This window comes from Variovorax sp. Varisp85 (assembly GCF_047304045.1).
Taxonomy (GTDB): domain Bacteria; phylum Pseudomonadota; class Gammaproteobacteria; order Burkholderiales; family Burkholderiaceae_C; genus Variovorax.
The window spans coordinates 46,063-64,427 of record NZ_JBGLYN010000014.1 but is presented as its reverse complement, the minus strand read 5'-3'; the positions used below and the strand labels follow the sequence as shown (position 1 = coordinate 64,427).

At 66.8% G+C, this 18,365-nt stretch carries 16 protein-coding genes; all 16 read right to left on the bottom strand.

Features of this window, described 5'->3' with window-relative positions:
• Positions 1-88: 88 nt before the first annotated feature.
• Positions 89-1,036, bottom strand: coding sequence for an ABC transporter ATP-binding protein (locus ACCC97_RS08265; protein ID WP_007835247.1), 948 nt, complete (start codon positions 1,034-1,036; stop codon positions 89-91).
• Between the two features lie 164 nt (positions 1,037-1,200).
• Entirely contained in the window at positions 1,201-1,476 is a 276-nt protein-coding gene (locus ACCC97_RS08260; RefSeq protein WP_007835246.1) for a lipid asymmetry maintenance protein MlaB, read from the bottom strand.
• Positions 1,477-1,488: 12 nt separating this feature from the next.
• Positions 1,489-2,145, bottom strand: a complete 657-nt coding sequence (locus tag ACCC97_RS08255) for a phospholipid-binding protein MlaC (protein ID WP_007835245.1) — start codon at positions 2,143-2,145, stop codon at positions 1,489-1,491.
• Between the two features lie 162 nt (positions 2,146-2,307).
• Positions 2,308-3,048: a VacJ family lipoprotein gene (locus ACCC97_RS08250; RefSeq protein WP_413332266.1), complete on the bottom strand. Its 741-nt coding sequence runs from the start codon at positions 3,046-3,048 to the stop codon at positions 2,308-2,310.
• Positions 3,049-3,074: 26 nt separating this feature from the next.
• Positions 3,075-3,566 carry an outer membrane lipid asymmetry maintenance protein MlaD gene (gene mlaD / locus ACCC97_RS08245; RefSeq protein ID WP_007835243.1) on the bottom strand — a complete coding sequence of 164 codons (492 nt, stop codon included), beginning with the start codon at positions 3,564-3,566 and terminating at the stop codon, positions 3,075-3,077.
• A gap of 136 nt (positions 3,567-3,702) precedes the next feature.
• A complete protein-coding gene (gene mlaE / locus ACCC97_RS08240) occupies positions 3,703-4,485 on the bottom strand; it encodes a lipid asymmetry maintenance ABC transporter permease subunit MlaE (protein ID WP_007835242.1) in 783 nt (260 codons plus the stop codon).
• Positions 4,482-5,345: an ABC transporter ATP-binding protein gene (locus tag ACCC97_RS08235; protein WP_007835241.1), complete on the bottom strand. Its 864-nt coding sequence runs from the start codon at positions 5,343-5,345 to the stop codon at positions 4,482-4,484. The genes mlaE and ACCC97_RS08235 overlap by 4 nt, the downstream gene beginning before the upstream one ends.
• A gap of 66 nt (positions 5,346-5,411) precedes the next feature.
• Positions 5,412-6,890 (bottom strand): glutamate synthase subunit beta, encoded by a 1,479-nt coding sequence (locus ACCC97_RS08230; protein ID WP_413313829.1) that lies wholly within the window; start codon positions 6,888-6,890, stop codon positions 5,412-5,414.
• Positions 6,891-7,060: 170 nt separating this feature from the next.
• The gene (locus tag ACCC97_RS08225) at positions 7,061-11,815 is read right to left on the bottom strand and encodes a glutamate synthase-related protein (RefSeq protein WP_007835238.1); all 4,755 of its coding nucleotides are present in this window, start codon (positions 11,813-11,815) and stop codon (positions 7,061-7,063) included.
• A 185-nt stretch (positions 11,816-12,000) separates the two neighbouring features.
• Positions 12,001-12,696 (bottom strand): transposase, encoded by a 696-nt coding sequence (locus ACCC97_RS08220; RefSeq protein WP_007835236.1) that lies wholly within the window; start codon positions 12,694-12,696, stop codon positions 12,001-12,003.
• Between the two features lie 134 nt (positions 12,697-12,830).
• Entirely contained in the window at positions 12,831-13,718 is an 888-nt protein-coding gene (locus ACCC97_RS08215; protein ID WP_413332264.1) for a class I SAM-dependent methyltransferase, read from the bottom strand.
• A complete protein-coding gene (locus tag ACCC97_RS08210) occupies positions 13,715-14,290 on the bottom strand; it encodes a DUF1415 domain-containing protein (RefSeq protein ID WP_413332262.1) in 576 nt (191 codons plus the stop codon). Before ACCC97_RS08210 ends, ACCC97_RS08215 begins: the two co-directional genes overlap by 4 nt.
• Positions 14,287-15,534, bottom strand: coding sequence for a CynX/NimT family MFS transporter (locus ACCC97_RS08205; protein WP_413332261.1), 1,248 nt, complete (start codon positions 15,532-15,534; stop codon positions 14,287-14,289). Before ACCC97_RS08205 ends, ACCC97_RS08210 begins: the two co-directional genes overlap by 4 nt.
• The gene (locus ACCC97_RS08200; protein ID WP_007835227.1) at positions 15,531-16,661 is read right to left on the bottom strand and encodes a deoxyguanosinetriphosphate triphosphohydrolase; all 1,131 of its coding nucleotides are present in this window, start codon (positions 16,659-16,661) and stop codon (positions 15,531-15,533) included. Before ACCC97_RS08200 ends, ACCC97_RS08205 begins: the two co-directional genes overlap by 4 nt.
• Positions 16,658-17,770 carry a 3-dehydroquinate synthase gene (gene aroB / locus ACCC97_RS08195; protein WP_413332259.1) on the bottom strand — a complete coding sequence of 371 codons (1,113 nt, stop codon included), beginning with the start codon at positions 17,768-17,770 and terminating at the stop codon, positions 16,658-16,660. Before aroB ends, ACCC97_RS08200 begins: the two co-directional genes overlap by 4 nt.
• A 35-nt stretch (positions 17,771-17,805) precedes the next feature.
• Entirely contained in the window at positions 17,806-18,354 is a 549-nt protein-coding gene (locus ACCC97_RS08190; protein ID WP_042673659.1) for a shikimate kinase, read from the bottom strand.
• Between the last annotated feature and the right edge of the window lie 11 nt (positions 18,355-18,365).

Below are 18,365 nucleotides of genomic sequence, written 5' to 3'. Positions count from 1 at the left end.
CATCATGGAGCCCCCTTGCTCGGCACTGCGTGTCCTCGCTTCCCCCCGAGGGGGAGCTTCGCTTGCTTGGGGCGGCCCGGCGCGGCGCTCATCGCGCCACCTCCAGCGGGGTCTGCTCGCCGGCCATCAGGTCGATGAACACGTCTTCGAGATCGGCCTTGCGCATTTCCACGTCTTCCACCGCGACGCCGGCTTCGCGGATCGCGGCCAGCAGTTGTTCGACTTCATGGGCGTTCTGCGCCGGCAGCTGCACGATGCGCCCGGTGATGCGCGCATGCTGGGCGATGGCCCAGGGCAGCATGGCGTCGGTCTTGAAGCGCAGTACGTTGCTCGCGGCCGACTTCAACAGTTCGCTGGTGCGGTCGAGCGCGATCACCTTGCCGAGCTTGAGCATCGCGATGCGGCTGCACAGCGCCTCGGCTTCTTCGAGGTAGTGGGTGGTCAGCAGCACGGTGCTGCCCTGCTTGTTGAGCCGGGCGACGAACTGCCAGAGCGTCTGGCGCAATTCGACGTCGACGCCGGCCGTGGGCTCGTCGAGCACGATCACCGGCGGCTTGTGCACCAGCGCCTGCGCCACAAGCACGCGGCGCTTCATGCCGCCCGAAAGCTGGCGCATGTTGGCGCCGGCCTTGTCGGCGAGGCCCAGGCTGTGCAGCAGCTCGTCGATCCAGTCGTCGTTGTTCTTGATGCCGAAGTAGCCCGACTGGATGCGCAGCGATTCGCGCACGTTGAAGAAGGGGTCGAACACCAGCTCCTGCGGCACGATGCCGAGCTGGCGGCGCGCCTCGGCGTAATCGCGCTGCACGTCGAAGCCGTGGACGCTGATGGCGCCGGCCGTGGGGCGCGAAAGCCCCGCGAGCATGCTGATGAGGGTGGTCTTGCCCGCGCCGTTCGGGCCGAGCAGGCCGAAGAACTCGCCCGGCTCGATCTGGAAGCTGACCTCGTCGACCGCCTTCAGCCCTTGCTTGCCTTGGGCTTTCTGCTGTCTGGAGGGGGGATAGGTCTTGGAGACCGATTGGAATGAGATCGCGGGCATGGGAGCCCGCGATTTTAAGGGGCCGCTTTACAAGCTGCCGCGCAGCGGCCCGATACCCTCATGCGGCCGCCGCCGGGTCGCCCCAAGGCGGGCCGCGCCGCCCCCTCGGGGGGTGGCGAATTACACGCAGCAAAGCGGAGTGAAAAGCCGGGGGGCCAACAATGTCAGGGCGCCGCGGGCAAAAGGCCCGCAATGCCGTACAGCGCGGCCAGCTCGCGCAGCCGGGGCGAGAGGCCCTTGACGGAAAAGCCGCGTCCCAGGGCGCTGGATTCGCGCCGGCATTCGAGCAGCACGGCCAGCGCCGACGAATCGAACTGGGCCAGCGCGGTCGCGTCGACCACGGTGGACGACGAGTCGACCTGGCCCTTCAGCCCCTGCTGCAGCATACGCATGCAGGCGGGGGCCTCGTCGTGGGTGAGTCGGGTCGGCAGGACCAGCATCGTGCGCTCCGGTCAGCTCTTGCCGTTGCCCTTGTTGCGCGCGACCAGTGCGGCGATCAGGCCGTCGACACCGCTCTTGTTGATTTCCTGCGCGAACTGGGTGCGGTAGGTGTCGACCAGCCAGACGCCCAGCACATTCAGGTTGTAGACCTTCCAGCCGGCGCCCTGGCCGGGGGTCTTCTCGAGGCGGTAGTCGAGCTGGACCGGATCGCCGCGGCCCTTGACCTCGGTGCGCACCAGCACGTCCTTGTCGTCGGGCGAGCCGCGGAACGGACGGATGGTGACGGTCTGGTCGGTCACCTGGTCGAGCGCGCCGGCATAGGTGCGCACCAGCAGGGTCTTGAATTCTTCCTGCAGGCGCTTCTGCTGCTCTGGCGTGGCCGTGCGCCAGGCCGGGCCGACGGCCGAGGCCGTCATGCGCTGGAAGTTGACGTTGGGCATGATCTTGCTGTCGACCAGCAGCATGATCTTGTTGACGTCGCCCGACTTGATGGACGAGTCGGCCTTGATCGTCTCGAGCACGTCGGTCGAGAGGCGCTTGACTAGCGCATCGGGCGCTTCGTCGGCGGCACGGGCGGGCTGGACGAATGCGAAAGCCGCACCGAACAGCAGGGCACCGGCCAGCACCAGGCGGCCGAGATCGCGACGTTGCAAGGTCTTGTCGTTCATGGAGAGTCCCTCATTCAAGTTTGAAAATCCACAGGCATCCGGAAAAGCCGGATGCTGAAACAGGAACGGATTCGAGGCGCATGGGGCCGACCGGGTTCCTGTCCGGGAGGTGAAGCCTTGCAACCGGATGCAAGCAGCCTTCCCTCCATGCTGCTCCTCGGCTTACTTGTCGCTGCCGTCGCTGCCGTCGCTGCCGCCGCCATCGTTGGGCGGATTGCCGTCGTAGACCTGGCTGCGGCGGTGCTGCAGGAACGCATCGCGCGTGAACGAATACTTGTCGAGCGCCGCGTCGCCGAGCAGGCGGCCGGCGCGCAGGTACTGCGAACGCGTGTCGACGACGCGCAGCACCGTCAGCGAATTGCGCCAGGGGATGTCGCTCACATGGCCCAGCGGATCGCCGTACATGTCAAGCGGCTTGGCCGCAGTGTCGCGCACCGTCGAGGGGCCCAGCAGCGGCAGCACGACATATGGGCCCGCGCCGACACCCCAGTAGCCCAGCGTCTGACCGAAGTCTTCCTCGTGGCGGGGAATGCCCGCTTCGGTCGCAACGTCCAGCAGGCCGCCGAGGCCGAAGAAGGTGTTGACGTTCAGCCGCATGAAGGTCTCGGCGCTGTTCTGCAGCTTCAACTGGGCCACGTTGTTGGCCAGGCTCCAGACATCGCCGATGTTGGAGAAGAAGTTGTTCACGCCGGTGCGCACCATCGAGGGCAGCGCCTTCTGGTAGGCCGTGGCCACGGGGACGAGCACCGCATCGTCGACGGTGTCGTTGAAGCGCGAAACACCGCGGTTGAATGGCTCGAACGGGTCGGCCGGATTGGCGTTGGGGCCGGTGGCGCAACCGGCCACCAGCGCGAAGACGGCTGCTGCGCTCATCCAGCGCGCATGGCTCGCTACGTTATTCATAGCAGCAGAAAGAGGGGCTCGTGTTTTCATTTCTTATTCGCTGTTCCAGGCGTCGAAGAATTGCCTTCGGCCGCCTTGCTGTACAGGAACTGGCTGATCAGGTTCTCCAGCACCACGGCCGATTGGGTCGAAGTGATGGTGTCGCCGGCCTGCAGTGCCTTCTCCTCGGCGCCCGCCTCGATTCCGATGTACTGCTCGCCGAGCAGGCCACTGGTCAGGATCTTGAGCGAGCTGTCCTTGGGAAAACTGTAACGGTTTTGCAAAGCCAGCGTCACGTCGGCCTGAAAGGACTTGTCGTTGAAGGCGATGGATTCCACGCGGCCGACCACGACCCCCGCGCTCTTGACCGCGGTTTGGGGCTTGAGCCCGCCGATGTTGTCGAAGCGCGCGGTGACCGCATAGGTCTTCTGGAAATTCAGGCTCAGCAGGTTGGCCGACTGCAGCGCGAGAAACAGCAGCGCCGCCGCGCCGATCAGCACGAACAGGCCCACCCAGATGTCGTTGTTGGAACGTTGCATATCGACTCTTCCTAAATGCCTACGGATTGACTCATTCGAGAATCACCGCAGAACCGGCTTTGCCGGGCTGCAGGTGTTGCCCCCTGCAAGGGGGTAGGAGGCCACACGAAGTGGGCAAGCCTGGGGGTGTACTCGTTCATATGCTGAACATCATCGCGGTGAGCAGGAAGTCGAGCCCCAGTACCGCCAGCGATGCCGTGACCACGGTCTTCGTGGTCGCGCGCGACACGCCTTCGGGCGTGGGCTGGGCCTCGTAGCCCTGCAGCAGTGCGATGAAGGTCACGGTGAAGCCGAAGACGATGCTCTTGATGACGCCATTGCCGACGTCGCGCCATACGTCGACGCCGCCCTGCATCTGGCCCCAGAACGCGCCCGGGTCCACGCCCAGCATCAGCACGCCCACCACGTAGCCGCCCATGATGCCCACCGCGCTGAACACAGCCGCCAGCAGCGGCATGGTGATCACGCCGGCCCAGAAGCGCGGTGCGAGGATGCGCTGCACCGGATCGACCGCCATCATCTCCATGGCGCTCAATTGCTCGTCGGCCTTCATGAGGCCGATCTCCGCGGTAAGCGACGTACCGGCGCGTCCGGTGAAGAGCAAGGCCGCCACCACAGGCCCGAGCTCGCGCACGAGACTCAGTGTGACCAGCAGGCCGAGCGCTTCGGACGAGCCGTAGCGCTGCAGCGCGTAGTACATCTGCAGCCCCAGCACGAAGCCGACGAACAGCCCCGACACGCCGATGATCGCGAGCGAGTAGTTGCCCAGGAAATGGATCTGGTCGCGCACCAGCCCGAACCGGCGCATGATCTGCGCGCCCGGTCCGATCAGGCGCGTGAAAAGCTTCGCGCCATAGCCCAGGTTGGCCAGATGGCGGCGCACCGCGAAGCCGAGGTCGGCTGGTTTCCACCAGGTCATGAGCGCCCTCCTTCCACATTGCCGAAGTCGTCTTCGATGCTGACGCCGGGGTAGTGGAAATGCACCGGCCCGTCGGGCAGCGCATTGACGAACTGATGGACCAGCGGATCGTCGCTCTCGCGCACTTCGTCGGGCGTGCCCTGCGCGGCAATGCCGCCGTTGGCCAGGATGATCACGTGGTCGGCGATGCGGAAGGTTTCCTCGAGGTCGTGCGACACGATGATGCTGGTGAGTCCGAGCGTGTCGTTGAGCTGTCGGATCAGCCGCGCCGCCGTGCCGAGCGAGATCGGGTCGAGGCCGGCGAAGGGCTCGTCGTACATGACGAGATCGGGGTCGAGCGCGATCGCGCGCGCCAGCGCCACGCGCCGCGCCATGCCGCCCGACACCTCGCTGGGCATCAGGTCGCGCGCGCCGCGCAGGCCGACGGCATCGAGCTTCATGAGCACGATGTCGCGCACCAGCGCTTCGGACAACTGGGTGTGCTCGCGCAGCGGGAAGGCCACGTTGTCGAACACGCTCATGTCGGTGAACAACGCGCCGAACTGGAACAGCATGCCCATTCGGCGCCGCGCCGCGTAAAGCGCCGTTGCGTCGAACCTGACGACGTCCTGACCATCGAAGAGCACCTCGCCGCGCTGCGCCTTCTGCTGTCCGCCGATCAGGCGCAGCACGGTGGTCTTGCCGCCGCCCGATGCGCCCATCAGGGCCGTCACCTTGCCGCGCGGCACGGTGAAGGACACGCCGTCGAGAATGGCGCGCGCGCCGTAGCCGAACGTAACGTCGCGGAACTCTACAAAGGAATGTGGCAGTGGTGCGGCTGGGTCCATCTCAATAAAAAAGCCGGGCGCCCTTTCAGGCATCCCGGCATGCGGTTTCCGGCGGATGATACCGGGGACAAACCCGGACCCGCGAAACTGAAACAAAAATCAGCGAGGCAAGTCGCTGAATCCCATCAAAAATTCATCGACCGCGCGGGCAGCTTGACGGCCCTCGCGGATCGCCCAGACCACCAGCGACTGTCCGCGGCGGATGTCGCCGGCGGCGAACACCTTCGGCACGTTGGTGGCATAGCCCCCGATGAAGTCGACCGTCGCCTTGGCATTGCCGCGTGCATCCTTCTCGACACCGAAGGCATCGAGCACGGTCGCCACGGGACTGATGAAGCCCATGGCGAGCAGCACGAGGTCGGCCTTGAGCACCTGCTCGCTGCCGGCCACTTCCTGCATCTTGCCGTCCTTCCATTCGACGCGAACGGTCTTCAGGCCGGTGACCTTGCCCTTCTCGCCGATGAACTCCTTGGTGGAGATCGCGAACTCGCGCTCGCAGCCCTCTTCATGGCTGGAGCTGGTGCGCAGCTTGATCGGCCAGTACGGCCAGGTCAGCGGGCGGTTTTCTTCCTCGGGCGGCTGCGGCATCAGTTCGAACTGCGTGACGCTCGCGGCGCCATGGCGGTTGCTAGTGCCCACACAATCGGAGCCGGTGTCGCCGCCGCCGATGACGATCACGTGCTTGCCGTCGGCGCGCAGCTGGCCCTTGACCTTGTCGCCCGCGTTGACGCGGTTTTGCTGCGGCAGGAACTCCATCGCGAAATGGATGCCGTCGAGGTCGCGACCGGGCACCGGCAGGTCGCGCGATTGCTCGGCGCCGCCGGTGAGCACCACGGCGTCGAACTCTTTCTGCAGCTGCTCGGGCGTGACGGTTTCCTTGGCGAGGTTCGTGACCTTGGAGCCCTTGCCCAGCGGATCCTTCGCGGCGCCGACCATCACGCCGGTGCGGAAGGTCACGCCTTCGGCCTTCATCTGCTCGACGCGCCGGTCGATGTGCGACTTCTCCATCTTGAAGTCGGGGATGCCGTAGCGCAGCAGGCCGCCGATGCGGTCGTTCTTCTCGAACAACGTCACGTCGTGGCCGACGCGCGCCAGTTGCTGGGCGGCCGCCATGCCGGCCGGGCCCGAACCCACCACCGCCACCTTCTTGCCGGTCTTGTGCTTGGCGGCGCGCGGCGCCACCCAGCCTTCGTCCCAGGCGCGGTCGATGATCGCGTGCTCCAGCGACTTGATGCCGACCGGGTCGTCGTTCACGTTGAGCACGCAGGCCGCCTCGCAGGGCGCGGGGCAGATGCGGCCGGTGAACTCGGGGAAGTTGTTGGTCGAGTCGAGCACCGCGAAGGCGTTTTGCCAGTCGTTGCGGTACACGAGGTCGTTGAAGTCCGGAATGATGTTGTTGACCGGGCAGCCGCTGTTGCAGAACGGCGTGCCGCAGTCCATGCAGCGCGCGCCCTGCACCTTGGCCTGTTCGGTGTTCAGGCCGACGACGAATTCCTTGTAATGCTTGACGCGCTCGTCGACGGGCTTGTAGCCCTCCTCGACGCGCTCATGCTCCATGAAGCCGGTGATCTTTCCCATCGTGATTCCTTTACACCCCCGTTGCTTGCTCACTGCGTGTAGCCGCCTCCCCCCTCAAGGGGGCAACACCAGCGGCCCGGCAAAGCCGGTTCCGCGGTGTTCCCCGAAGGGGCTGTGACTGTTTCACGCGCTGCATGCCGTACAGGGATTCATTCTGTTTTGGTTGATCTTCAAGCTGCGGCCGGGGCCGTTTGCGGTGCGGGGGCCAGCGCATGCGGCTCGAGGCCGATGTGCGCGTTGTTGCCGCTGCTCGTGAGCTCGACCTTGCGGTCGTGCAGTTCGGCGAGCGCGCGCTTGTATTCGTTCGGGAACACCTTCACGAACTTCGTGCGCGACACCGACCAGTTGTCGAGCAGTTCGCGCGCGCGCTTGCTGCCGGTCCAGCGGTGGTGCTCTTCGAGCAGCTTCTTCAGCTGCGCTTCGTCGGTCACGCCGCCGTGCCAGATCTTGCGATGCACGCTGGCGGTCTGCTCGGCGGAGGTCAGCACCTTGTCGAGCGAGACCATCGAGAGGTTGCAGCGCGTGGCGAACTGGCCGTCCTCGTCGTAGACGAAGGCCACGCCGCCGCTCATGCCGGCCGCGAAGTTGCGGCCCGTCTTGCCAAGCACTGCCACCGTGCCGCCGGTCATGTACTCGCAGCCGTGGTCGCCGGTGCCTTCGATGACTGCCGTGGCGCCCGACAGGCGCACGGCGAAGCGTTCGCCGGCCACGCCGCACAGGTAGGCCTCGCCGGTGGTCGCGCCGTACAGCGCCGTGTTGCCGACGATGGTGTTGCGCGCCGCTTCACCGCGGAACTCGAGGCTGGGGCGCACCACCACACGGCCGCCGGAGAGGCCCTTGCCCGTGTAGTCGTTGGCGTCGCCGATGAGGTACAGCGTGATGCCTCGCGCCAGGAAGGCGCCGAACGACTGGCCGCCCGTGCCTTCGAGCTGGATGCGGATCGAGTCGTCGGGCAGGCCCTGCGGATGCACCTTGGTCAGTGCGCCCGAAAGCATGGCGCCCACCGAGCGGTTGACGTTGCGCGCCACCTCGATGAACTGCACCTTCTCGCCCTTCTCGATGGCGGGACGCGACTTCTCGATGAGCTTCACGTCGAGCGCGCGTTCGAGACCATGGTCCTGGTTCTCCACATGGAAGCGCGGCACCTCGGCCGGCACATTCGGCAGCGCGAACAGGCGGCTGAAGTCGAGGCCCGAGGCCTTCCAGTGTTCGATGCCCTTGCGCATGTCGAGCAGGTCGGCGCGGCCGATCAGGTCGTCGAACTTGCGGATGCCGAGCTGGGCCATGATCTGTCGCACTTCTTCCGCAACGAAGAAGAAGTAGTTGACGACGTGCTCGGGCTTGCCCGAGAACTTCTTGCGCAGGATCGGGTCTTGCGTGGCCACGCCCACCGGGCAGGTGTTCAGGTGGCACTTGCGCATCATGATGCAGCCCTCGACCACCAGCGGCGCGGTGGCGAAGCCGAACTCGTCGGCACCCAGCAGCGCGCCGATGGCGACGTCGCGACCGGTCTTCATCTGGCCGTCGGCCTGCACGCGGATGCGGCTGCGCAGGCGGTTGAGCACCAGGGTCTGCTGCGTTTCGGCCAGGCCGATTTCCCACGGGCTGCCCGCGTGCTTGATCGACGACCAGGGCGATGCGCCCGTGCCGCCGTCATGGCCGGCGATCACGACGTGGTCGCTCTTGCACTTGGCCACGCCGGCCGCGATGGTGCCGACGCCGATTTCGCTCACCAGCTTCACGCTGATGCTGGCGTGCGGCGCGGTGTTCTTCAGGTCGTGGATGAGCTGGGCCAGGTCTTCGATCGAGTAGATGTCGTGGTGCGGCGGCGGGCTGATGAGGCCCACGCCCGGCACGGCGTAGCGCTGCTTGCCGATGTACTCGGTGACCTTGCCGCCCGGCAGCTGGCCGCCTTCGCCCGGCTTGGCGCCCTGCGCCATCTTGATCTGGATCTGGTCGGCCGAGTGCAGGTACTCGGCGGTGACGCCGAAGCGGCCCGACGCGACCTGCTTGATGCGCGAACGCAGCGAGTCGCCGTCCGCGAGCGGCAGGTCGACCTCGACGTTGGCCGCGCCGATCACGCTCTTGAGCGTGTCGCCCTGCTTGATCGGGATGCCCTTGAGTTCGTTGCGGTAGCGCGCCGGGTCTTCACCGCCCTCGCCCGTGTTGCTCTTGCCGCCGATGCGGTTCATGGCAATCGCGAGCGTGGCGTGCGCCTCGGTGCTGATCGAGCCGAGCGACATCGCGCCGGTGGCGAAACGCTTGACGATCTCCGCAGCCGATTCGACCTCGTCCACCGGAATCGCCTTGGCCGGATCGATCTTGAACTCGAACAGGCCGCGCAGCGTGAGGTGTCGGCGGTTCTGGTCGTTGATGAGCTGCGCGTATTCCTTGTACGTGTTCCAGTTGTTGGCGCGCGTGCTGTGCTGCAGCTTGGCGATGGCATCGGGCGTCCACATGTGCTCTTCGCCGCGCGTGCGCCAGGCGTATTCGCCGCCGGCGTCGAGCATGTGGGCCAGCACCGGGTCGTCGCCGAAGGCAGCCTTGTGCATGCGGATGGCTTCCTCGGCGATCTCGAAGACGCCGATGCCTTCCACGCGGCTGGCGGTGCCGGTGAAGTACTTGTTCACCGTCTCGCTGTTCAGGCCGATGGCTTCGAACAGCTGCGCGCCGCAGTAGCTCATGTAGGTGCTGACACCCATCTTCGACATGATCTTCGACAGGCCCTTGCCGATGGCCTTGACGTAGTTGTAGACCGCCTTGTCGGCGCTCAGCTCGCCCGGCATGTCGGCGTGCATGGCCGCCAGGGTTTCCATCGCGAGGTACGGGTGCACGGCTTCAGCGCCGTAGCCCGCGAGCACGCCGAAGTGATGCACTTCGCGCGCCGATCCGGTCTCGACCACGAGGCCGGCGGTGGTGCGCAGGCCTTCGCGAACCAGGTACTGGTGCACGGCCGAGAGGGCCAGCACGGCAGGGATGGCCACCTGCGTCGGGCTCACGCCACGGTCGCTGATGATCAGGATGTTGTGGCCGCCCTTGATGGCATCCACCGCTTCGGCACACAGCGAGGCCAGCTTGGCTTCGACGCCTTCGTCGCCCCATGCGAGCGGGTAGGTGATGTCGAGCGCGTAGCTCTTGAACTTGCCCTGCGTGTACTTGCCGATGTCGCGCAGCTTCGCCATGTCGGCGAAGTCGAGGATCGGCTGGCTCACTTCGAGCCGCATCGGCGGGTTGACCTGGTTGATGTCCAGCAGGTTGGGTTTGGGGCCGATGAAGGACACCAGCGACATCACGATCGCTTCGCGGATCGGGTCGATCGGCGGGTTGGTCACCTGCGCGAACAGCTGCTTGAAGTAGTTGTACAGCGGCTTGTTCTTGCTGGAGAGCACGGCCAGCGGGCTGTCGTTGCCCATGGAGCCGATGCCTTCTTCGCCGGCCTGGGCCATCGGGCTCATCAGGAACTTGATGTCTTCCTGGGTGTAGCCGAAGGCCTGCTGGCGGTCGAGCAATGCAACTTGACTCAGCGGCGCCGAGACCGGCTCGGCCTTGACGCTGTCGAGCTTGATGCGCAGGTTCTCGATCCACTGCTTGTAGGGCTTGCTGTTGGCGAGGGTGGCCTTGACCTCCTCGTCGTCGATCATGCGGCCCTGCTCCAGGTCGATCAGGAACATCTTGCCGGGCTGCAGGCGCCACTTGCGCACGATCTTCTGCTCGGGCACGGGCAGCACGCCGGATTCGGAGGCCATGATGACGAGGTCGTCGTCGGTGACGCAGTAGCGCGAGGGGCGCAGGCCGTTGCGGTCGAGCGTGGCGCCGATCTGGCGGCCGTCGGTGAACACGATGGAGGCCGGGCCGTCCCACGGCTCGAGCATGGCGGCGTGGTATTCATAGAACGCGCGGCGGCGCGGGTCCATGGTGGCGTGCTGTTCCCAGGGCTCCGGGATCATCATCATCACGGCCTGGCTGATGGGGTAGCCGGCCATCGTCAGCAGCTCGAGGCAGTTGTCGAAGGTGGCGGTGTCGGACTGGTTCGCGAAGCTGATCGGGTAAAGCTTTTGCAGGTCGGCGCCCAGCACGGGCGACGACATCACGCCTTCGCGCGCCTTCATCCAGTTGTAGTTGCCCTTGACCGTGTTGATTTCGCCGTTGTGGGCGACGTAGCGGTACGGGTGGGCCAGCGGCCACTCGGGGAAGGTGTTGGTGGAAAAGCGCTGGTGCACGAGGCCCAGGGCCGAGATGCAGCGCTTGTCCTGCAGGTCGAGGTAGTAGGTGCCCACCTGGTCGGCCAGCAGCAGGCCCTTGTAGACCACGGTGCGGCTCGACATGCTGGGAACGTAGTATTCCTTGCTGTGCTTGAGCTTCAGGCGCTGGATGTTGGCGCTGGCGGTCTTGCGGATCACGTAGAGCTTGCGTTCCAGCGCGTCCTGCACGATCACGTCGTTGCCGCGGCCGATGAAGACCTGGCGCAGCAGCGGTTCCTTTTCGCGCACGGTGGGCGACATGGGCATGTCGCGGTTGACCGGCACGTCGCGCCAGCCGAGCAGCACCTGGCCTTCGGCCTTGATGGCGCGTTCCATTTCCTGCTCGCAGGCTTCGCGCGAGGCGTGCTCCTTCGGCAGGAAGATCATGCCGACGCCGTATTCGCCGGGCGGGGGCAGCGTGACGCCCTGCTTCGCCATTTCTTCGCGGTAAAGATGGTCGGGCAGCTGGATCAGGATGCCGGCACCGTCGCCCATCAGCTTGTCAGCGCCCACTGCGCCGCGATGGTCGAGGTTCTCGAGAATCTTGAGGCCCTGCAGCACGATGGCGTGGCTCTTCTCGCCCTTGATATGGGCCACGAAGCCGACGCCGCAGGCATCGTGCTCGTCGGCACCGGAATACAGACCGTGTTCTTGGAGATGTTTGATCTCGGCAGCCGTCGTCATGGCGCGCTCCTTCAGTTTTCGCAGGGAAATGGAGCATATTGCGATGCACAAAGAATGCCAAACACTTTAATAGGGGTCAGATTCCCATTAAATCTTGAGTTATCTAGTCAGAATTAAATTGGGGACATATTAAAAAAAGGAGCAAAAGAACCAATGCATCAGCCAGCCGACGCTGCTTTTTCACCTCAGGATGAAGTGTTCGATGGCGGCCGACCGGCCTTGGCTTTGACTACCCGGCGGTCGGTGGACTTCTGCAGGCTGTCGAGAAAGTCGTCGTCGCCAGCGGCCCAGCCCCGCAATGTCGCCTCGGTCAGCGCGCGCTGGTCGGCCGCACGCACCCCGCCGCGCACCAGTTCGACATACGCGGCCTCGCGCGCGAACGGGGTGTTGCCGAGCTCCCAATACAGCGGGTGGGGGGTCAGCAGGCGGTCGTGCCGCAGTCCGGCGTAGTGGCCATGGCTGGACCAGGGAAAGTCGCGCGCATCGGCCACCATGCCCGCGCGCACCGGGTTGAGGTCGATGTAGGCCATGCAGGTCAGCAGGTAGCGGTCGGTCTGGATCAGCGTGGACCGGTAGCGGCCCTCCCACAGCGTGCCGCTGCGGCCATGGCGGTCGTTGAAGTAGCGCACGTAGCTGCGTCCCACCGACTGCATGAACTGGGGCAGGCCGGTGGGACTGTCGGGCGTGGCCAACAGGTGGAAGTGGTTGTCCATGAGCACGTAGGCGTGCAGCGCGATGCCGAAACGCGCGGCGTTCTCGGCCAGCAGCGCAAGCAGTTTCTCGCGGTCCGCGCGGTCCACGAAGATCGGCTGGCGGTTGTTGCCGCGCTGGATCACGTGGTGCGGCATGCCGGCCAGGGTGAGTCGGGGAAGACGGGCCATCTATTGCTCGCCCCCAGGCTGCGCGCGCTGCATGTCGCTTCGCCTTCCCCCGACCGGGGGCCACACCAGCGGCCCGGCAGAGCCGGTTGCGCGGTATTCCCGAATCGATTCCACGCCGCGCAGCCCGAATTTTTTCAGGACAGGCGGAAGCGCGTATCGCCCAGAGCGTCGAGTCCGAACTGCGCCAGCAGTTCGCGCAGCCGCGTGGCCGCGCTTGCCTTGCGCTGCCCGGTGTAGCGCGCCAGGATCAGCTCGTTCTTCATGCTGTGCTCCCAGCCGACCAGCTCGGTCACCGTGACGCTGTAGCCGTTGGCTTCAAGATACAGGCAGCGCAGCACGTTGGTGAGCTGGCTGCCGATTTCGCGCGTGTGCAGCGGATGGCGCCACAGCTCGGCCAGCGGGGTGCGCGACAGTGCGAGCGCCTTGGTTTCGCGCAGGCAGGCGGCCACTTCGGCCTGGCAGCAGGGAACGAGCACCATGCAGCGCGCTTTCTTGGCCAAGCCGAAGGCGATGGCGTCGTCTGTCGCGGTGTCGCAGGCATGCAGCGCGGTGACCACGTCGATCTGCGCCGGCAATTCACTCGCCTGCGCCGACTCGGCCACGGTGAGGTTCAGGAACGACATGCGCTCGAAGCCCAGGCGCTGCGCCAGCGCGCGCGAGCGCTCGACCAGTTCGCCGCGTGTCTCGATGCCGTAGACGTGGCCGCTGCCCTGGCGCGGCCGGAAGAACAGGTCGTAGATGATGAAGCCGAGGTACGACTTGCCCGCGCCATGGTCGGCCAGCGTCGCGCCCGCGCCCTCTTCCGGCAAGTCGCGCAGCAGTTGCTCGATGAACTGGAACAGGTGGTAGACCTGCTTGAGCTTGCGCCGCGAGTCCTGGTTGAGCCGGCCCTCGCGGGTCAGGATGTGCAGTTCCTTGAGCAGTTCGATGGATTGGCCGGGGCGCAGCGCGTCGGCCAGCTCTGCGTCGGCCTTGGCGGCCTTGTTCGTTTTCACGGTTCTTGTCGCATTGTTCGTGTTCATGGCTTGGCGCTCCCGGGGCCGACGTCGAGCGCCGCCCAGCCTTCGGAGCCCAGTGCTTCGAGCGTGTCGATGTTGCGTTCGAAGATGGCCTCGGCCTCGGGGAACGCCTCGACCGCGCGGCTCACGCTGTCTTCGCGCAGCAGGTGCAGCGTGGGGTACGGCGCGCGGTTGGTGGCATTGCCGATATCGTCGGCATCGGTGCCGGCGAACTGGAAGCGCGGATGAAAGCTCGCCAGCTGGAACACCCCGTCGAAACCGGCGCGCGCAAGCCGGCGTTCGGCACGCGCCGTGAAGTCGTTGAAGTCCAGGAAGTCGGCCAAGGTGTTCGGTGCAATCAGCAGGGTGGTGTCGCGCACGGCGGCGTCGAGTGCGGCAAGGTCTTTTGCTTCGGCAAGAAGCTCGTCCATCAGGCCGGTCTCCTCGGCCGGCTCGTACACGGCGTAGTGGACCTGCGCCTTCACGTGCACGGCCTTTGCGAACGGGCACAGGTTGAGGCCGATCACCGCGCGTTCGAGCCAGCGCCGCGTGTCGGCTTCGGCCTGGGCAGATGCGATTGTCGCCGGGTGGGTCATGCCATCTCCGCCGCAGGGCGAATCCGCCCCAGGCGCCGCGCGATCGCCATGCCGACCAGCGAGCAAGCCAGCGTGGCGGTCCAGGTCCAGTGCCAGCCGCCAACGCGATGAGCCATCCACGCCACTGCGGGCGGGGCCAGGAACTGGCCGAGCGAGGACGCCTGCTGCATGAGGCCGACCGTCGTGGACACAGTGGAGGGCCCCGGTGCCAGCCGCACACCCAGCAGGAACAGCGTGGCCGGCACCATGCCGCCGCCCAGCGAAAACGCGCACACGGCGATGTAGCGCAGCGCGGGCGGCAGGCCCAAGGCGTCCGGGCCCTGCCCTGCCTGCGCGAAGGCGGCCACGCCCCCGAGCGCCATCGTCAGGAAACCGAGCTGCAGCAGTCGCTCCGGCGCCACGCCGCGCTGCAGCCAGCGGCCGCCTGCAATGTTGCCGACGATGTTCATGGCGGCTGCGAGCGCAGTGAGCACCGCGTTCCAGGCGGCCGGTACACCCGCGCCGGCATAGATGGCGGGCAGGAAGCCGATCACCGCCATCCATTGCGACGAGTACACGGCGAAGGTCAACGCCACCAGCCAGGGCGCGCGCGCACCGACCGTGGCACGCAGGCGCGCAGACCAGCCGCCGGCGGCCTCGTGGCTCGCCACGGCGGGGCGAAGCCGGTCGGCTGGCACCGCCAGCCACAGCCAGAGTGCGGCCCCGGCCGACACGATCGACAGTGCCCACCACCAATCCGCCCATCCACCCCAGGCGATCAGGGCCGGGCCCAGCAGCAGCGCGAGGGCCACGCCGAGCGGCATGTAGGCACCCCAGAGGCCCAGCGCCGCCTTGTCCGCACCCGGCGGGGTCAGGGCGCGGATCAGCCCCGGCCCCGGCATGACCGTCAGCAGGAAACCGATGCCTTCGACGGCACGCAGCAGGAGCAGCCATTGCACGGCGTGCGCCCCGGCGACCATGCCGCCCAGCAGGCTGGCGACCGTCAGCACTGCCAGGCCCGTCAGCATGCTGCGTCGCAAGCCGATGGTGTCCGCCGCGAGCCCGGCCAGCAGCCCCAGCGTCATGCTCGCGACCTGCACCAGCGACAGCAGGAATCCCGCCTCGACCAGGCCAATGCCGAGCGATGCCTGCAGCGCCGGCACGGCGGGCGGCAGCTTGCCCAGGTGCAACGCCGCACTGACGCCGCCCAGCAGGACGGCCAGGGCGGCGGCGGGAACGTGCGGCCGGGCTGCGGATGGACTCACGCGATGCCCCGGCGCCCCGTGAGCCGCTCGTGTTCGCGCATGGCGAAACGATCGGTCATGCCGGCGATGTAGTCGGCCACGGCACGGTGCCTGTCGTGGCGCTCGGCATAGGAAGCAGGCATCTCGGCACTGCGCTCGAGATAGGCCTCGAACAGCTCCTGCACCACGTCGCGCGCCTGGTCGGTGGTCTGGGCGACCTGGGGATGCCGGTAGAGGTTGCGGAAAAGAAAGCGCTTGAGGTCTTCCGACTGGGCCTGCATGGCGGCGCTGAATGCGACGACAGGCGGAGCCTTGCGCACCGCGTCGGCGTCGGCCGGTGCGAGGGCTTCGAGCGCCGCGCGGGTCGCATCGATCACGTCGTAGACCTGCGCGCTCAGCATGCGCCGGATGGTCTCGTAGAGCACGCGGCGGCCCTGCAGCTGCGGATGCTCGGCGAGCGCCTCGCGGCGGTAGCGCTCGAACAGCTCGACCTCGGACAACTGCTCGACGCCGATGAGCCCCGAGCGCACGCCGTCGTCGATGTCGTGGGCGTTGTAGGCAATGGCGTCGGCAAGGTTGCACAGCTGCGCCTCCAGCCCCGGCTGGGTGCGGTCGAGGAAACGCCGGGCCACGCCGTGCGGTTCGGCCGCCTCCAGGCGTTCGGCGTTCGCGCGCGAGCAGTGCTTGAGGATGCCCTCGCGGGTCTCGAAGCTGAGGTTCAGTCCGTCGTACTGCGGATATCGATGCTCCAACGCATCGACCACGCGCAGGCTCTGAAGGTTGTGCTCGAAGCCGCCGTGCGCAGCCATGCACTCGTTGAGCGCGTCCTGGCCCGCATGGCCGAAGGGCGTGTGGCCCAGGTCGTGCGCCAGGGCGATCGCCTCGACCAGGTCTTCGTTGATGCGCAGGGCCCGTGCGATCGAACGGCCGAGCTGCGCGACTTCCAGCGAGTGCGTGAGCCGGGTGCGGAACAGGTCGCCCTCGTGGTTCAGGAACACCTGCGTCTTGTAGACCAGCCGGCGAAAGGCCGTGGAATGCACGATGCGGTCGCGGTCGCGCTGGAAAGCGTCGCGCGTGGGCGCGGGCGGCTCGGCATGCCGGCGACCGCGCGACCGCGCGGGCAGGCAGGCATAGGCCGCGAGGCTCATTGCGCCGCGCAGCTCTGCGCAAGCACTTCGCGCACGAGCGCGTCGGGTGCGCTGCGGACCACGGCGGAGCCGGGCCGGTCGATCACCACGAAGCGGATCTCGCCGGCCTCCGACTTCTTGTCGACGCGCATCAGTTCCAGGTAGCGGTCCGCGCCCAACACAGGACCCACGATCGGCAGGCCGGCCCGCTCGATCAGGCGCGTGAGCCGTTCGACGAAGGCGGCATCGACGCCGCCGAGCCGCTGCGACAGCCGTGCAGCCATGACCATGCCGCAGCCCACGGCCTCGCCGTGCAGCCATTCGCCATAGCCGAGGCCCGACTCGATCGCGTGGCCGAAGGTGTGGCCGAAATTAAGGATCGCGCGCAGGCCGGTTTCGCGCTCGTCCTGCCCGACCACCAGCGCCTTGATTTCGCAACTGCGCTTGACGGCATAGGCCAGCGCGGCCGGCTCCCGCGCGACGAGGGCGTCGATGTTGGCTTCGATCCAGTCGAAGAACGCCATGTCGTGGATCGGGCCGTACTTGATGACTTCGGCCAGTCCGGCACTGAGTTCGCGCGGCGGCAGGGTCTGCAGCGTGGCCAGGTCGCAGACCACCAGTTGCGGCTGGTAGAACGCGCCAATCATGTTCTTGCCGAGCGGGTGGTTGATGGCCGTCTTGCCGCCGACCGAGGAATCGACCTGCGCCAGCAGCGTGGTCGGCACCTGCACGAAAGGCACGCCGCGCATGTAGCTGGCGGCGGCAAAGCCCGTCATGTCGCCCACCACGCCGCCGCCCAGGGCGAACAACACGGTCTTGCGGTCGCTGCCGTGACCCAGCAGGTCGTCGAAGATCAGGTTCAGCGTCTGCAGGTTCTTGTGCACCTCGCCGTCGGGCAGCTCCAGCAGGTGGACCGTGCGGAAACGGCCCGCCAGGGCACCCTGCAGCGCCTTGGCATAGAGCGGCGCCACCGTGGTGTTGCTGACGATCAGGGCCGTGGCGGCGGCGGGCGTGGCGGCGAAGCTACGGGGATCGTCCAGCAGGCCGGCACCGATCAGGATCGGGTAGCTGCGGTCGCCGAGCTGGATGTCGACGCGTTCGGTCGGGGCGGAAAGTACGGGCAGGGACATGGGCAGCGAGTTTAGGCGCTGCAGCCAGCGCAGGTTCAGGCAGTGGGCTCTTCCGGATGGGCGCCCGGCTCGACGATGCCCGCCAGCTCGAGCTGCATCACGATGATGTTCACCAGCATCGCGATCGTGGGACGGCCGGTATCGACCACGTCGTGAGCGGTTTCCCGGTAGAACGGGTCGCGCGCATCGTGCAGTTCCCGCAGCCGCCCCAACGGGTCAGCCACCTGCAGCAGGGGGCGCTTGACGTCGTGGCGCAGGCGCCGGAACAGGTCTTCGGGGGAGGAGCGCAGGTAGATCACGTGGAAGTGATCGCGCAGCTGGTTGCGGTTGGCCTCCCGCAACACCGCACCGCCGCCGGTGGCCAGCACGCCGTGGGCATTGGCCGCCAGCTCGGCAATGACGGTTTGCTCGAGATCCCGGAAAGCCACCTCGCCTTCGCGCTCGAAGTAATCGCGGATCGAGCAGCCGATGCGCTGCTCGATCACGTGATCGGTATCGATGAAGGGGAGATCCAGCCGCATCCCCAGGCGCCGGCCCACTGCGGATTTTCCGGCGCCGGGCAACCCGACGAGTGCGACCGCCACGCGGTGGCTGC

Coding starts and splice junctions, on each gene's coding strand:
- ACCC97_RS08215 (WP_413332264.1), bottom strand. CDS start 13,718: ATGAACACGAACAATGCGACAAGAACCGTGAAAACGAACAAGGCCGCC.
- ACCC97_RS08235 (WP_007835241.1), bottom strand. CDS start 5,345: ATGCCTGAAAGGGCGCCCGGCTTTTTTATTGAGATGGACCCAGCCGCA.
- ACCC97_RS08230 (WP_413313829.1), bottom strand. CDS start 6,890: ATGGGAAAGATCACCGGCTTCATGGAGCATGAGCGCGTCGAGGAGGGC.
- aroB (WP_413332259.1), bottom strand. CDS start 17,770: ATGTCCCTGCCCGTACTTTCCGCCCCGACCGAACGCGTCGACATCCAG.
- ACCC97_RS08210 (WP_413332262.1), bottom strand. CDS start 14,290: ATGACCCACCCGGCGACAATCGCATCTGCCCAGGCCGAAGCCGACACG.
- ACCC97_RS08260 (WP_007835246.1), bottom strand. CDS start 1,476: ATGCTGGTCCTGCCGACCCGACTCACCCACGACGAGGCCCCCGCCTGC.
- ACCC97_RS08225 (WP_007835238.1), bottom strand. CDS start 11,815: ATGACGACGGCTGCCGAGATCAAACATCTCCAAGAACACGGTCTGTAT.
- ACCC97_RS08250 (WP_413332266.1), bottom strand. CDS start 3,048: ATGAATAACGTAGCGAGCCATGCGCGCTGGATGAGCGCAGCAGCCGTC.
- ACCC97_RS08220 (WP_007835236.1), bottom strand. CDS start 12,696: ATGGCCCGTCTTCCCCGACTCACCCTGGCCGGCATGCCGCACCACGTG.
- ACCC97_RS08255 (WP_007835245.1), bottom strand. CDS start 2,145: ATGAACGACAAGACCTTGCAACGTCGCGATCTCGGCCGCCTGGTGCTG.
- ACCC97_RS08265 (WP_007835247.1), bottom strand. CDS start 1,036: ATGCCCGCGATCTCATTCCAATCGGTCTCCAAGACCTATCCCCCCTCC.
- ACCC97_RS08200 (WP_007835227.1), bottom strand. CDS start 16,661: ATGAGCCTCGCGGCCTATGCCTGCCTGCCCGCGCGGTCGCGCGGTCGC.
- mlaE (WP_007835242.1), bottom strand. CDS start 4,485: ATGACCTGGTGGAAACCAGCCGACCTCGGCTTCGCGGTGCGCCGCCAT.
- mlaD (WP_007835243.1), bottom strand. CDS start 3,566: ATGCAACGTTCCAACAACGACATCTGGGTGGGCCTGTTCGTGCTGATC.